A 14,543-nucleotide genomic window follows, 5' to 3' on the forward strand; every position below is an offset into this window, starting at 1 on the left:
TCTTTCGTCCTGATTTATGGCGAATAACTTCCTTTGCGGGCGCTTCGAGTTTGATCTCGAGCGCCCGCTTGTCATGGGTATCGTCAATGTCACGCCGGATTCGTTTTCCGACGGCGGCCAGCACGACGATACCGACGCCGCGGTGGCGCATGCGCGCCGCCTGATCGACGAAGGCGCGCAGATCCTCGATCTGGGCGGCGAGTCGACGCGACCCGGCGCCGAGCCGGTGGCCGTCGCCGACGAGCTGGACAGGCTGCTGCCGGTGATCGAGGCGCTGCGCGACTGCGGCGTGCCTTTGTCGATCGACACCTTCAAGCCCGAGGTCATGCGCGCCACGCTGGATGCCGGCGCCGACATGATCAACGACATCTACGGCTTCCGGCAGCCCGGCGCCATCGAGGCGGTGGCGCAGTCGCGTTGCGGTCTGTGCGTCATGCACATGAAAGGCGAGCCGCGCACCATGCAGGCGACGCCGCCCGAATATTCCGACCTGATCGGCGAAATCGGTCTCTTTCTGGGGGCGCGGGCGCAGAAGCTGCGCGCCGCCTGGATCGATCCCCGACGCATCGTGCTGGACCCCGGCTTTGGGTTCGGCAAGACCGCCGACCAGAACTTCCAATTGCTGCGCCGGCTGTCGAGCCTGCGCAGCGGCGGTTATCCATTGCTGATCGGCCTGTCGCGCAAGAACATGATCGGCCAGGCCACCGGCCGGCCGGTCGGCGACCGGCTGTCCGGCAGCATTGCCGCCGCCCTGGCCTGTGTGGCCCGTGGCGCCTCGATCGTGCGGGTGCACGATGTGGCGGCCACGGTGGATGCGCTCAAGGTCTGGCAGGCGGCTGAACAAGGAGCAATCACTTCATGACTCAACGCAAGTATTTTGGTACCGACGGTGTGCGCGGCGAAGTCGGCGGCCCGGTGATCAACGCGGAATTCGCCCTGCGCCTGGGTTATGCCGCCGGCCGCGTGCTGGCGCGCGAACACGCGGTGCGCGGCGGCAGCCGCCCGCAGGTGGTGATCGGCAAGGACACGCGCATTTCCGGCTACATGCTGGAATCGGCGCTCGAGGCCGGGCTGTCGGCCGCGGGCATCGACGTGCTGCTGGCCGGCCCGATCCCCACGCCCGCCGTGGCCTACCTGACGCGCGCGCTGCGCCTGGTCGCGGGCATCGTGATCAGCGCCTCGCACAATCCTTACCAGGATAACGGCATCAAATTCTTCTCGGCCCAGGGCATGAAGTTGCCGGATGAGATCGAGGCGGCCATCGAGGCCGCCCTGGATGAGCCGCTGGGCTGTGTCAGCTCCGAGGGATTGGGCCGCGCGCGCCGTATGTCGGACTCCCAGGGCCGCTACATCGAGTTCTGCAAGAGCACGTTCCCCAACGACCTGGACCTGAACGGCATGACGATCGTGGTGGACGCCGCCCACGGCGCGGCCTACAACATCGCGCCGCACGTGTTCCGCGAGCTGGGCGCCGAAGTGCACGCGATTGGCGTGCACCCGGATGGCTTCAACATCAACAAGGGCGTGGGCGCGCTGCACCCGGAGCAGTTGGCCAAGGAAGTGAAGGCGCGTGGCGCCCAGCTCGGCATCGCGCTGGACGGCGACGCCGACCGCCTGCAGATGGTGGACGGCGACGGCCGCATCTACAACGGCGACGAACTGCTGTACGCCATCCTGCGCGAGCGCATGCAGCGCGGCAAGGTGGACGGCGTGGTCGGCACGCTCATGACCAACTTTGGTTTCGAGCGGGCGCTGCAGCGCCTGAATGTGGGCTTCGAACGCGCCAACGTGGGCGACCGCTACGTGCTGGAACAGATGCAGGCGCGCGGCTGGCTCTACGGCGGCGAAAGCTCCGGCCACCTGCTGTGCCTGGATTGCCACTCCACCGGCGACGGCATCATCGCCGCGCTGCAGGTGCTGACCGCGCTGCGCCGCAATCATGCCTCGATGGCCGAATGGATCAAGGACCTGCGCATGTATCCGCAGAAGATGATCAACGTGCCGCTGACCCCGGGCCAGGACTGGAAGACTCATCCGGGCCTGACCGCCGCGCGCCAGGCCGTCGAGGCCGAACTGGGCGACCGCGGCCGCGTGCTGATCCGCGCCTCGGGCACCGAGCCCAAGCTGCGTCTGATGGTGGAGGCCGAGGACGAAACCCTGGCAGTGACGTCAGCCGAGAAGCTGGCGGCCAGCCTGGGATAAGCCAACTTCGCCAGGACCGGACATGGCCATTCATTGCTTTGCGATGAATGGCCATTGTTTGTTGGGAATAAGTATTGTTTTGTAAAGTTTTGTCGAACTTTGCGGAATTGTGGCCGCAGCGCTCCGAACTAAACTTCATAGTCACGTAACATATTGGTCAAGTCTTTGACATACAGGGCGTCCAAACTGACCGGACTCTCTAGGAGCTTCGCGCAATGCTGGAACTAGCACGCATCAACCCAAGCCGTAACGCTACCGAACCGTGGACAGGCCCCGCCGCACGGGTGCTGGTGGTCGGCCTGGCGCGCACGGCCGAGGAAATTGAACAGATCCAGCGCCTGCGCTACGACGTCTTCACCGAAGACATGGGCGCGGTCTTCCCCGATGCCCAGGACGGAATCGAGCACGACCGTTTCGATCCCTTCTGCGAGCATCTGATGGTGCGCGAACTCGACACCGGCCGTGTCGTCGGCACCTACCGCATCCTCACGCCCGAAAAGGCGCGCGAGGCCGGCGGCTACTACTCGCAATCCGAATTCGACCTGTCCGGCCTCGGCGCGATCCGCGACGAGCTGGTGGAAGTGGGGCGCTCGTGCACTCACGCCGACTACCGCAACGGCGCGGTCATCATGCTGTTGTGGTCGGGCCTGGCGGAATACCTGCGCCGCGGCGGCTACCAGTACGTGCTGGGCTGCGCCAGCGTCAGCCTGCGCGACGACGGCGTCACCGCTGCCGAAGTGTGGCGCACGATTTCCAAGCAATTGCCGACAGAAGGGCAGCCGCATGTGACGCCGCTGCATCGTTATCCGGTGGAAAAACTCAACAGCACGCTGCCGGCGCGCGTACCGCCGCTGATCAAGGGCTACCTGAAGCTGGGCGCGACGGTCTGCGGCGAACCCGCCTGGGACCCGGATTTCAACGCCGCCGACTTCCCGGTGCTGCTGAAGATGGACGGCATGGACGAGCGTTACCGCCGCCATTTCGGCCTGGATCAACCCACGGCCAACGGTCAGCGCTAATCATGCGCCGCTTGTTCCGCCGCATGAAGATCAGACTGATTCGGCGGGCAACGCGGCCATTCCGCCTGGAACTCAAGCAGCTCGAACGCGAGACCGATCTGTCGCCGTTCTAGCGCCAGATGCCCGCCACGCCACACGGCCCCGGATTCTTCCGGGGCCGTGCTGTTTTGGACGCGGCTCAGAACTCGAGCAGTTCGAATGAGAAGCCCACTTTCGACCATTCGGCTTCTTCCGCGCGCAGCGTGAAGTCGCTGAGCGGGTGTTGCGCGAGCCAGTCGCGGTTCACGCGCACGACGATGGAGTCGTTGCGCATGGACGCGGTCAGGGGCAGAGGGTCGATTTCGCCGCGGCGGCGGAACAGCAGCACCGCCAGCCGCAGGCTGAGGATGGCCATCCACTGGGCGCGATTGCGCACCAGCGGCTCGAGCTTGCTCAGCTTGCCCTGGTGGCCCAGCGCCAGCAGCGCCAGCAATTGCTGGTCGGCGCGAGAAAAGCCCGGCATGTCGGCGTTCTCGAGCACGTAGGCGGTGTGCTTGTGGTAAGCGTTGTGGGCGATGGACAGGCCCACTTCGTGCAGGTCGGCGGCCCAGCCCAGGGCGGCGCGCAGTTCGGCGCGCAGTTCGGCGCGTTCGGCGCCTTCGGGCATCATCGCGTCGAACAGGCTGAGCGCGGCGCGGTGCACGCGACGCGCCTGGTTGATGTCGACGTGATAGCGCCTCATGAACTGGCGCACCGACTCGTCGCGCTTGTCGTGCTCGTCGTCGCGGCCCAGCAGGTCGTACAGCACGCCCAGGCGCAATGCGCCGTCGCCGGTGTGCATGACATCGATGCCCAGTTCGTCGAACAGCGCGCTCATGATGGCCAGCCCGCCGGGCAGCACGTCGGCGCGCTCGACCTTGATGCCGGGCAGCTCGGACGGGATGACGCGGCCGGCGCGCACGATGCGGTCTTTCAGCTTGCTCAGGCCGGCGCGGGTGATGCCGCGTTCGGACATGCCGCCTTCGGTGAGGATGGCGTACAGCGCCTTGGCGGTGCCGGAAGAGCCGTAGGCTTCCTTCCAGCCGGTCTTGCGGTACTGCTTGGCGATGACTTCGATCTCGCGCCGCGCGGCCAGCTCGGCCTGCTTCATCTGGTGGGCGTCGACGATGCCGTCCGAGAAGAACTGGCGGCTGTAGCTGACGCAGCCCATGTAGAGCGACGACATCAGGCCGGGTTCATGGCCCTTGCCGATGATGACTTCCGTGGAGCCGCCGCCGATGTCAATTACCAGGCGCTTGTTGGGCGAGGGCGGCAGGGTGTGGACCACGCCCGAGAAGATCAGGCGGGCCTCTTCGCGGCCGGCGATGACTTCGATCGGGAAGCCCAGGGCGGCTTCGGCCCGGGGCAGGAAATCGCGGGTATTGCGCGCCACCCGGAAGGTGTTGGTGGCGACCGCGCGCACACGGTTGGGATGGAAACTGCGCAGGCGTTCGCCGAAACGTTCCAGGACCGCGATGGCCCGCTCGATGGCGTCGTCGCCAAGGCGTTTTTCGGCGTCCAGCCCGGCGGCGAGCCGGACGGTTTCCTTGAGGCGATCGATCTGGTAGATCTGGGGCGTACCGTCCTGCTGAACGATGCGTCCGATGGAGAGGCGGAAGCTGTTGGACCCGAGGTCCACGGCGGCCAGAAGTTGATCCATGCGGCTCGTAATATTGGCTGTGAGGTGGCCTGATTATAGAGACCCCATATGACAGCGCCTTCCGCTGCGGGTTTTCGCTTATGGAACAGGCAGTTGGCGCCGGGAGACCATGCTCCATGCGTCCCGGTTTTGTCGTACGCTACGCATTTGGCGTTGTGTCATAGAACCGTCACTATTTTGCAGTAAAACTCCACGCTCTCCTTACGTATGGAATCCGGTATGACCACACGCCCGCCCGCCGAGCCCTTGCTCCTGAATCGCGAGTTGTCGCTGCTCAAGTTCAACGAACGCGTGCTGGCGATGGCGGAAAATCCGAGCACGCCCCTGCTCGAACGGCTGCGCTACGTCTGTATCGTCAGTTCCAATCTTGATGAATTCTTCGAGATCCGGATCTCGAGTCTCAAGGAACAACAGCGCCAGTCGCCGAACTTGGTCGGCCCGGACGGCATGACGCCCGACCAGGCGTTCGAGAACGTCCAGCAGGCGGTGCACGAGCTGGTGGGGCGCCAGTACGCGCTGCTCAACGACGCCATCCTGCCGGCGCTGCAGGCCGAGGGTATCGCGCTGCACCATGCCTCGGAATGGAATGCCGAGCAGCAGGAATGGGCGCGCGAGGTCTTCAACCGCGACGTGATGCCGCTGCTGACGCCGATCGGGCTGGACCCGGCGCATCCGTTCCCGCGGGTCTACAACAAGAGCCTGAATTTCATCGTCTCGCTGTCCGGCGCCGACGCCTTCGGCCGCCAGGCCTCGATCGCCGTGGTGCAGGCGCCGCGCGCGCTGCCGCGCCTGATCAAGATGCCGCCAGAGCTGTCCGGCCATCCGGAAGGCTACATCCTGCTGACCTCGCTGCTGCGCGCCTTCGTCGGCGAGCTGTTCCCGGGCCTGGAGATGCTGGGCTGCTACCAGTGGCGGGTGACGCGCAACAGCGACCTGTTCGTGGACGAGGAAGAAGTCACCAACCTGCGCCACGCCCTGCAGGGCGAGCTGTCGCAGCGCAACTTCGGCGCCGCGGTGCGCCTGGAGATCGACAAACTGACGCCGGTCGAGCTGGAAACCTTCCTGCAGCGCGAATTTTCCCTGAAGGCCGAGGACACCTACCGGGTGCCGGGGCCGGTGAACCTGTCGCGCCTGATGCAGTTGTGCAATTCGCCCAACCGGCCCGACCTGCTGTTCCCCGATTACCGCGCGCCTGTGCCGGCGCCATTCGACCGCGTCGGCGACAAGCCGGCCGAACTGTTCGAGGCCGTGGCCGAGCAGGACCGCCTGCTGCACCACCCGTACCAGTCATTCCAGCCGGTCATCGACTTCCTGACGGCCGCCGCGCTGGATCCGGACGTGATGGCCATCAAGCAGACCATCTACCGCACCGGCGAGGATTCCGAGCTGATGAAGATCCTGCTGGCCGCGGCGCGCGCCGGCAAGGAAGTGACGGTGGTGGTGGAACTGATGGCGCGCTTTGACGAGCAGACCAACATCAACTGGGCCTCCAAGCTGGAAGAGGTGGGGGCGCATGTGGTCTATGGCGTCGTGGCGCACAAGACCCACGCCAAGATGGCGGTGGTGCTGCGGCGCGAAAAGGGCCGCCTGCGCCGCTACGCCCACCTGGGCACCGGCAACTACCACCCGCGCACCGCGCGCCTGTACACCGATTTCGGCCTGCTGACCGCCGATCCCAAGCTGTGCGAGGACATGGACAAGGTGTTCGCGCAGTTGACCGGCCTGGGCGCGCGGCGCGCGCTCAAGTCGCTGATGCAGTCGCCGTTCACGATGCATGAAGGCATGGTGGCGCTGATCCGCGCCGAGGCTCGCGCCGCCAAGGCGGGCAAGCGCGCGCGCATCATGGCCAAGATGAACTCGCTGCTGGAAGAGCAGATCATCGAGGAACTCTACAAGGCCAGCCAGGCCGGCGTGAAGATCGACCTGATCGTGCGCGGCGTCTGCGCGCTGCGCGCCGGCGTGCCGGGACTGTCCGAGAACATCCGGGTGCGCTCCATCGTAGGCCGCTTCCTGGAGCATTCGCGCGTGTTCTATTTCTACGCCGAAGGCGCCGAGACGGTGTACCTGTCCTCGGCCGACTGGATGGACCGCAATTTCTTCCGCCGCGTGGAAATCGCCTTCCCGATCTACGACAAGGCCCTCAAGAAGCGCGTCATCGACGAAGCCTTCACGTTCGCCCTGCGCGACAACCAACTGGCCTGGCAGCAACAGGCCGACGGCGACTACGTCCGCGTCCGCAGCCGCCGCGAACCCTTCAACCTGCACCAGTACCTGATGCAGAAGCTGGGCGTATAGCCTCGCCCGTCCTTCTCCCAGGCCCCGCCCAGCGGGGCCTTTTCTATCCGTCCCCAACCGCCAACACCGGCAAAAAACCACCCCCAAGGCACCGCCCTCCCAATCCAGGCCGCGCGGATCCGGCCCCGCTGGTCCACCACCGGCGCCCCCCTGGGGCGACCTCCGCCCCCACATCCCCCACCAGCAAGCCACTCCCCATGCCAACCGCGCCCCTCCCAATCCAGGCCGCGCGGATCCGGCTCCGCCGGTCCGCCACCGGCGCCCCCCTGGGGGGGAAGCGCGCAGCGCTCCGGGGGGGGTTTATGACTGTCACTATCCTGTCACGTTGGACTTCTAACATGCGAGGGTCGCTGAAAGACGGGCAGTAGAAAGCCTGCCAAAGACTCCTCTAACGAGCACAGAAGGAACCAAGATGTTCAAACGTGTCTTCAAACAAGTTTCCCTGGGTGTCGCGCTGAGCGCCGCCGTTTTTGCCGTCCAGGCCGCCGACGTGACCGGCGCCGGCGCTTCGTTCCCGTACCCGATCTACGCCAAGTGGGCGTCGGACTACAAGGCTGCCACCAACAATGCCGTGAACTACCAGTCGATCGGTTCGGGCGGCGGCCAGCAACAGATCATCGCCAAGACCGTCGATTTCGGCGCCTCGGACGATCCCATGAAGGCCGCTGACCTGGAAAAGAATGGTCTGCTGCAGTTCCCGGCCGTCATCGGCGGCACGGTTGCCGTGGTGAACATCGACGGCGTCGAGGCGGGCAAGCTGAAGCTGTCCGGCAAGGTCCTGGGCGACATTTTCCTGGGCAAGATCAAGAAGTGGGACGACGCCGCCATCAAGGCGCTGAACCCCGACCTGAAGCTGCCGTCGGCCGACATCATCGTCGTGCACCGTTCGGACGGCTCGGGCACCACCTTCGGCTGGACCAACTACCTGTCCAAGGTGTCGCCGGAGTGGAAGGAACAGGTCGGCGAAGGCAAGGCCGTCAAGTGGCCGGTGGGCCAGGGCGGCAAGGGCAACGAAGGCGTCGCCGCCTACGTCGGCCAACTGAAGAACTCGATCGGCTACGTCGAATACGCCTATGCCAAGCAGAACAAGCTGGCCTGGACGCAACTGCAGAACAAGGACGGCAAGTTCGTCCAGCCGGAACAGAAGGCCTTCGCCGCCGCCGCCGCCAACGCCGACTGGAAGAGCGCGCCCGGCATGGGCGTGGTGCTGACGGACGAGCCGGGCGCCGATTCGTGGCCCGTCACCGCCGCCACCTTCATCCTGGTCCACAAGTCGCAAGACAAGCCGGTGCAAGGCAAGGCCGTCCTGGACTTCTTCGACTGGGCCTTCAAGAACGGCGCCAAGTCGGCTGAAGCCATGGACTACGTGCCGCTGCCGGAAGCCGTGACCAAGGAAATCCGCGCCGCCTGGGGCGAGGTCAAGTCCGCCGACGGCAAGGCTGTCTGGAAGTAAAGCGGATGCCTGGCGCGCGACATCGCGTTCGCGCGCCGGCATCGGCCCACTGCCCCGGTTGCCGGCTTGCCGCAGACCGGGGCGGGTCCCCCGGACCCACTCGTCGTTTCTCCCAAGGTTTCCTAAGGAAAGTCCATCCATGAGCGCGGTAATGGATAATAGTGTGCCGCTTTCGCCCAGCGTGGCGGACTCCGTGACTACCGGCACGCCTTCGCCTATGAAGCAAAATAAAAACGCGCTGATGGATGCGCTGTTCAAGAACCTGACCCGCCTGTTCGCCTTCCTGGTGTTCATTCTGCTGGCGGCGATTCTCATTTCCCTGATCTACGGCAGCCGCGAATCGCTGGCCAAATACGGCCTTTCGTTCCTGTGGCTGAACGACTGGGACCCGGTCAAGCAGAACTACGGCGCGGTGGTGCCCATCATCGGCACGCTGCTGACCTCGGCCATCGCCCTGATCATCGCGGTGCCGGTGTCGTTCGGCATCGCTATCTTCCTGACCGAACTGTCGCCGACCTGGCTGCGCCGCCCGCTGGGCACCGCGGTCGAGATGCTGGCGGCGATTCCGTCGATCATCTACGGCATGTGGGGCCTGTTCGTCTTCGTGCCGGTGTTCCAGCAATACGTGCAGCCGTTCCTGATCGCCACGCTCGGCAGTGTGCCGATCATCGGCGGCATGTTCGCCGGGCCTCCGTTCGGTATCGGTATCTTCACCGCCGGCCTGATCCTGTCGATCATGATCATCCCGTTCATCGCCGCGGTGATGCGCGACGTGTTCGAACTGGTGCCGGCCATGCTGAAGGAATCGGCCTACGGCCTGGGCAGCACGACCTGGGAAGTGATGTGGCGCGTGGTGCTGCCCTTCACCAAGTCGGGCGTCATCGGCGGCATCATGCTGGGCCTGGGACGCGCGCTGGGCGAGACCATGGCGGTGACCTTCGTGATCGGCAACGCCTTCAAGTGGTCCGGTTCGCTGTTCTCGCCGGGCAACTCGATCGCCTCGGCGCTGGCCAACGAATTCAATGAAGCCGGCGGCATCCAGAAGTCGGCGCTGCTGGAACTGGGCCTGATCCTGTTCCTGATCACCACGATCGTGCTGGCCCTGGCGAAGATGCTGCTGGTCCGCCTGTCGGCCGGTGAAGGCAAGAAATCCTGACCCCGGCCCACAAGGAAAAGATCATGGCTGTCTCCGTACTCAATATGCAGAACGGCGTGTATCGCCGGCGCCGGGTGGTCAACCGCATCATGCTGACCATCTCGCTGGCCACGCTGGTGTTCGGGCTGTTCTGGCTGTTCTGGATCATCCAGACCCTGCTGTTCAAGGGCGCGCCGGCGCTGTCGTACACCCTCTTCACCGAAATCACGCCGCCGCCGGGGCAGTCCGGCGGCCTGGTCAACGCCATCTTCGGCAGCGTGATGATGGCCGGCGTGGGCACGCTGATCGGCACGCCGGTCGGCATCCTGGCGGGCACCTACCTGGCCGAATACGGCCAGCGCGGCTGGCTGGCGCCGGCCACGCGCTTCCTGAACGACGTGCTGCTGTCGGCGCCGTCCATCATCATCGGTCTGTTCATCTACGCCGTGTACGTGGCGCAGGTCGGGCACTACTCGGGTTGGGCCGGCGCCATCGCGCTGTCGATCCTGGTGATCCCGGTGGTGGTGCGCACCACCGACAACATGCTGCTGCTGGTGCCCAACAGCCTGCGCGAAGCCGCGGCCGCGCTGGGCTGCCCCAAGTGGCGCATGATCACCCTGGTGTGCTATCGCGCCGCCAAGACCGGCATCATCACCGGCGTGCTGCTGGCGATTGCCCGCATCTCGGGCGAAACCGCGCCGCTGCTGTTCACGGCGCTGTCGAACCAGTTCATGTCGACCAACATGAACGGCCCGATGGCCAACCTGCCGGTCGTGATCTACCAATACGCCGCCAGCCCCTTCAAGGACTGGAACGACCTGGCGTGGGCCGGCGCCACCCTGATTACGCTGCTGGTGCTGGGCATCAACATCATTGCCCGCAACATGTTCCGCAAATAAAGATCGCTTTGCCGGCGCGCCCGCCGCGCCGGACCTAGGGAAACCAAATGGAAAACACCGCTACCGCCGTCAAGAACAAGATCGAGGTCAAGAACCTGAACTTCTACTACGGCAAGTTCCATGCGATCCGCAATGTGAACATGTCGATCCAGGAGAAGAAGGTCACCGCCTTCATCGGCCCGTCGGGCTGCGGCAAGTCGACGCTGCTGCGCACCTTCAACCGCATGTTCGAGCTGTATCCGGGCCAGCGCGCCGAAGGCGAGATCATCCTGGACGGCGAGAACCTGCTGACCGCCAAGACGGACATCTCGCTGATCCGAGCCAAGGTCGGCATGGTGTTCCAGAAGCCCACGCCGTTCCCCATGAGCATCTACGACAACATCGCCTTCGGCGTGCGCCTGTTCGAGCGCCTGTCCAAGGGCGAGATGGACGAGCGCGTGGAATGGGCGCTGAGCAAGGCCGCGCTGTGGAACGAAGTGAAGGACAAGCTGCACCAGAGCGGCAACAGCCTGTCGGGCGGCCAGCAACAGCGCCTGTGCATCGCGCGCGGCGTGGCCATCAAGCCGGAAGTGCTGCTGCTGGACGAGCCGTGTTCGGCGCTGGATCCGATCTCGACCGCCAAGATCGAGGAACTGATCGCCGAGCTGAAGAACGACTACACCGTCGTCATCGTGACCCACAACATGCAGCAGGCCGCTCGCTGTTCGGATTTCACCGCCTACATGTACCTGGGCGAGCTGATGGAATTCGGCCAGACCGACCAGATCTTCGTGAAGCCGTCGCGCAAGGAAACCGAGGACTACATCACCGGCCGTTTCGGCTGAGCGTCCATCGAAACGGTTGCCTGTCGGGCAGACTGCGCGATCCGCCTTGGATCCCGCATGAAACAACGGCGCACCTTCGGGTAGCGCCGTTGTCGTTTACGCCAGTCCGATTCCGCGGCGAGCGCCGCGGTGCCGGACGCTCTGCCTGTCAGGACTGCTGCTGCCCCACGGGCCGCGTGCCGGCGGCCGGCCGCGACGAGGCGCCGCCCGCGTAGCGGCCAGGGATCAGGATCACAAACGCTGCCGCCAGCACCGCCGCGCACGAGAACGCAATGAAGTTCCACGCCAGCGGCAATTTCAATCCCGCCAGATAGCCGCCGACGATGGGGCCGCTCATGGCGCCGATGCGGGCGAACGACAGCGCCCAGCCGGTGGCCGCGCCGCGCGCGTGCGCCGGGTAGTAGCCGGCCAGGTAGCCGGTCAGGATCAGCGACGACGAAATGCTGCCGATGCCGGCCAGCGCCACCCACAGGTAATTGACCGCCAGCGGATTGTTGTAGGTCAGGCAGTAGATGCCGACCGCGCCCACCAGGTAGAAAAGCGCCACGATCTTGCGCGGTTCGCTCTTGTCGGCGAACTGGCCCAGCACCAGGCCGCCGATGGCCGAGGCCAGGCTGAAGACCAGCAGGAACGAGATGCTCGAGCCCAGGTCGTAGCCGTTCTTGCGCATGATCTGCGGCAGCCAGGTGTTCAGGCCATACACCAGCATCATGCCCAGGAACAGCGCGCCCCAGAAGCACAGCGTGGCGCGCAGGTGGCGCGGCGCGAATACCGCGGCCATGACGTCGCGCCACGTGGCTTTTTCGCCCGTCACTTCGCGCGGGCGGAACGGTTCCAGCGAGGCAATGCCCAGGCGCTGCGCCATGGCGCGGGCGCCGGCCTCATCGCCCTTGGCCAGCAGGTATTCGAGCGATTCAGGCAGCAGGCGCGCCAGCACCGGCACCAGCAGCAGCGGCGCCGCGCCCACCAGAATCACCGCGCGCCAGCCCCAGTGCTGCAGCACCGCCATGGCCACCGCGGCGGAGCACAGGATGCCGAGCGAGTAGCCGGAGTACATCACACCGTAGTTGAAGCCCCGTTTGGCGGGCGGGGAATACTCGATCGTCAGCGCCGCCGCCACCGGAATGACCCCGCCCAGTCCCAGGCCGCCGATGAAGCGGAAGGTGGCGAACCATGTCGGCGTCGGCGCCCAGGCCGCGCCGATCATGGTCAGCGAGAACAGCGTCACGCAGGCCAGCAACATGCGTCGGCGGCCCAGCAGGTCGGACAGCGTGCCGACGGCGAATGAGCCGACGAACATGCCCGCCAGCGCGTAGCTGCCCAGCATGCCGAGCTCGATCGGCGTCAGGTTCCAGTTCTTGTCGTCCGCCAGGGCGGGCAGCACCGCGCCCATGACGCCGACGTCGTAACCCTCGAACAGGATCGCCAGCCAGCAGACGAACAGCACCGTGTAGGTGGTCCGCGTGGGCGTCGCCCAGGCGGACGGAGAGGAGGCATTTGCCATGGGATTCCCGATGTATGTCGTTATTTGGTTTGTCGAATTAATTTATGCTTCAACTATATAGGTGTCAATCAGGGGATCGCCGGGCATGGCCGTGGCGAGCAGGGCATCGGGCCGTTGCACGGTGATGCGCCGGTATCTGGTATAGTTGCGACCCTCGGGGCGTAGCGCAGCCTGGTAGCGCATCTGCTTTGGGAGCAGAGGGTCGCGAGTTCGAATCCCGCCGCCCCGACCAATAAAATCAAAGGGTTAGCTCAATGTCGTTGAGCTAACCCTTTTTGTTTGCTGGGCATATGGGACAACATATGGGACAACGAACTTGTAGTTGGCGGTGAGCAAGTTCAGGCGGCATCAAGGCAAGGATGTGCACTCGGTGGCAATAGCCCATCTTGGGACTTGCCGGGTCTCTGCTTGATTGGGGGGGGCGGGCAGCTCGCCGCACTTTAGGCTCATCAGGCCAATTGGGTGGGCTCTGGGGACTGTTGCGCTTGGGGCAGGCCAAACTCCTTCATCTGAGGCTGTGTGTGCTGGGGCAGCAAAGCGAGAGTTCCGAGCCCAGGTCGCAGAGCATCGGCGGCACCACGCAACAGTTGAATCGTTACGACCCCTCGGCCCTTCCATCCTCGCGGCGTTATTCGTTAGCGGAGCAAATGCCGAGCTGTGCTGTGGACCGGTCTTCCGCGGTTGCACTTTTAAAGCGTCGCGGCCTGTACTCTGCATGTGCTGTGTGCATTGCACTGAGACCATACTGCACACCTCAGTGTCAAATGCGCTCTGAGCTGCGCTGAGAGAAATCAAAGTCGACGGTCTATCCGCCCCGAACTGCGGAGACTTGGCCTAGTACGGGAATGAGGGGATAGGGCATCCTTTAACCTAGTACTGATACGAGGGGGGCCTTTTCGACAATGGAAGTAGGAGCTGCCAGCGCAATGTCTGAATGGCTGCGACAGGGACACGGAGTCTTTCAGGCGGCTAACAGATTATTTCGCTGAGTCGACCCCGGGCTGGCCGCGATCCCGCGTATGAGGCGCTGAAACTTGTTCGCAGGTCCGTAGATTTCACCCCGCCGCAACCGTCCGCACTTGTGAATCGTGGGGGGGGCGGCCTTGGCGGATCCTGCTGCACCGAAGGAGGGTGGGGCGCGATTAATGCTCAGAAACACGGACCGTGGGTCGCAGCAAAAAGGTCGGCAATGGCTGGACCAAGCGCGGTTCATGTCGCGGAGGAGTTTGTGGCTTGAATTGCCGACAGGGTATTTGAGTATATCGGCCTGGCACCTAGTTCCCAGTCAAAAGAGTCCGGCTCGTGGCGTTGCAAAAATAACTCCCACCTTGAGACGCCGGCGCCGGACAGTTGCCACCCCTAGTCACGCACGTCTGGAACATCATCAACCGTCGATCGTTCCAGCTTCACTGACGGTGGGCGAGGGGCGGGGTGGCTGTCCAGTTGTGGACCATCGAACAGATCCGGAGTGCTTGGCTGGCGTAGAGATCAAGTGTTGACGCCATCAGTCAAAGCCCTTTTCAAACACCCTATC

General features: G+C 64.7%; 10 protein-coding genes and 1 tRNA gene. 9 read left to right on the forward strand and 2 right to left on the reverse strand.

What is annotated here, in order from left to right:
* Positions 1-16 precede the first annotated feature (16 nt).
* The 3 genes from folP (at position 17) to HV783_RS12290 (ending at position 3,221) form a co-directional block, all read left to right on the forward strand.
* Positions 17-862: a dihydropteroate synthase gene (gene folP / locus HV783_RS12280; protein WP_054501105.1), complete on the forward strand. Its 846-nt coding sequence runs from the start codon at positions 17-19 to the stop codon at positions 860-862.
* Entirely contained in the window at positions 859-2,202 is a 1,344-nt protein-coding gene (gene glmM / locus HV783_RS12285) for a phosphoglucosamine mutase (protein ID WP_054501106.1), read from the forward strand. The genes folP and glmM overlap by 4 nt, the downstream gene beginning before the upstream one ends.
* Positions 2,203-2,417: 215 nt before the next feature.
* Positions 2,418-3,221, forward strand: coding sequence for a GNAT family N-acetyltransferase (locus HV783_RS12290; protein ID WP_054501107.1), 804 nt, complete (start codon positions 2,418-2,420; stop codon positions 3,219-3,221).
* Positions 3,222-3,399: 178 nt separating this feature from the next.
* On the opposite strand, the gene ppx is transcribed toward HV783_RS12290, so the two are convergent.
* Positions 3,400-4,899, reverse strand: coding sequence for an exopolyphosphatase (ppx, locus tag HV783_RS12295; RefSeq protein ID WP_175189230.1), 1,500 nt, complete (start codon positions 4,897-4,899; stop codon positions 3,400-3,402).
* 219 nt (positions 4,900-5,118) lie between these two features.
* Here ppx and ppk1 point away from each other — a divergent pair, with 219 nt between their 5' ends.
* The 5 genes from ppk1 (at position 5,119) to pstB (ending at position 11,505) form a co-directional block, all read left to right on the forward strand.
* Entirely contained in the window at positions 5,119-7,194 is a 2,076-nt protein-coding gene (gene ppk1, locus HV783_RS12300) for a polyphosphate kinase 1 (protein WP_054501109.1), read from the forward strand.
* Positions 7,195-7,606: 412 nt separating this feature from the next.
* A complete protein-coding gene (gene pstS, locus HV783_RS12305) occupies positions 7,607-8,647 on the forward strand; it encodes a phosphate ABC transporter substrate-binding protein PstS (RefSeq protein WP_064524069.1) in 1,041 nt (346 codons plus the stop codon).
* 139 nt (positions 8,648-8,786) lie between these two features.
* Positions 8,787-9,803 carry a phosphate ABC transporter permease subunit PstC gene (pstC, locus tag HV783_RS12310; protein WP_054501111.1) on the forward strand — a complete coding sequence of 339 codons (1,017 nt, stop codon included), beginning with the start codon at positions 8,787-8,789 and terminating at the stop codon, positions 9,801-9,803.
* A 23-nt stretch (positions 9,804-9,826) separates the two neighbouring features.
* Positions 9,827-10,681 (forward strand): phosphate ABC transporter permease PstA, encoded by an 855-nt coding sequence (gene pstA, locus HV783_RS12315; protein WP_080977466.1) that lies wholly within the window; start codon positions 9,827-9,829, stop codon positions 10,679-10,681.
* Positions 10,682-10,728: 47 nt separating this feature from the next.
* Positions 10,729-11,505, forward strand: a complete 777-nt coding sequence (gene pstB, locus HV783_RS12320) for a phosphate ABC transporter ATP-binding protein PstB (protein WP_006385463.1) — start codon at positions 10,729-10,731, stop codon at positions 11,503-11,505.
* 148 nt (positions 11,506-11,653) lie between these two features.
* Here the strand turns inward: pstB and HV783_RS12325 are convergent, their stop codons facing one another.
* Positions 11,654-13,009, reverse strand: coding sequence for an MFS transporter (locus HV783_RS12325; RefSeq protein WP_116792840.1), 1,356 nt, complete (start codon positions 13,007-13,009; stop codon positions 11,654-11,656).
* Between the two features lie 155 nt (positions 13,010-13,164).
* Between HV783_RS12325 and HV783_RS12330 the strand changes: the two genes are divergently transcribed.
* A tRNA-Pro gene (locus HV783_RS12330) sits at positions 13,165-13,241 on the forward strand.
* Positions 13,242-14,543: the final 1,302 nt, after the last annotated feature.

Source organism: Achromobacter dolens (assembly GCF_902859745.1).
GTDB lineage: Bacteria > Pseudomonadota > Gammaproteobacteria > Burkholderiales > Burkholderiaceae_B > Achromobacter > Achromobacter dolens.

Bases quoted from the DNA above. Each gene is read 5' to 3' on its own strand.
- folP (WP_054501105.1), top strand. From the start codon at position 17: ATGGCGAATAACTTCCTTTGCGGGCGCTTCGAGTTTGATCTCGAGCGC.
- glmM (WP_054501106.1), top strand. From the start codon at position 859: ATGACTCAACGCAAGTATTTTGGTACCGACGGTGTGCGCGGCGAAGTC.
- HV783_RS12290 (WP_054501107.1), top strand. From the start codon at position 2,418: ATGCTGGAACTAGCACGCATCAACCCAAGCCGTAACGCTACCGAACCG.
- ppx (WP_175189230.1), bottom strand. From the start codon at position 4,899: ATGGATCAACTTCTGGCCGCCGTGGACCTCGGGTCCAACAGCTTCCGC.
- ppk1 (WP_054501109.1), top strand. From the start codon at position 5,119: ATGACCACACGCCCGCCCGCCGAGCCCTTGCTCCTGAATCGCGAGTTG.
- pstS (WP_064524069.1), top strand. From the start codon at position 7,607: ATGTTCAAACGTGTCTTCAAACAAGTTTCCCTGGGTGTCGCGCTGAGC.
- pstC (WP_054501111.1), top strand. From the start codon at position 8,787: ATGAGCGCGGTAATGGATAATAGTGTGCCGCTTTCGCCCAGCGTGGCG.
- pstA (WP_080977466.1), top strand. From the start codon at position 9,827: ATGGCTGTCTCCGTACTCAATATGCAGAACGGCGTGTATCGCCGGCGC.
- pstB (WP_006385463.1), top strand. From the start codon at position 10,729: ATGGAAAACACCGCTACCGCCGTCAAGAACAAGATCGAGGTCAAGAAC.
- HV783_RS12325 (WP_116792840.1), bottom strand. From the start codon at position 13,009: ATGGCAAATGCCTCCTCTCCGTCCGCCTGGGCGACGCCCACGCGGACC.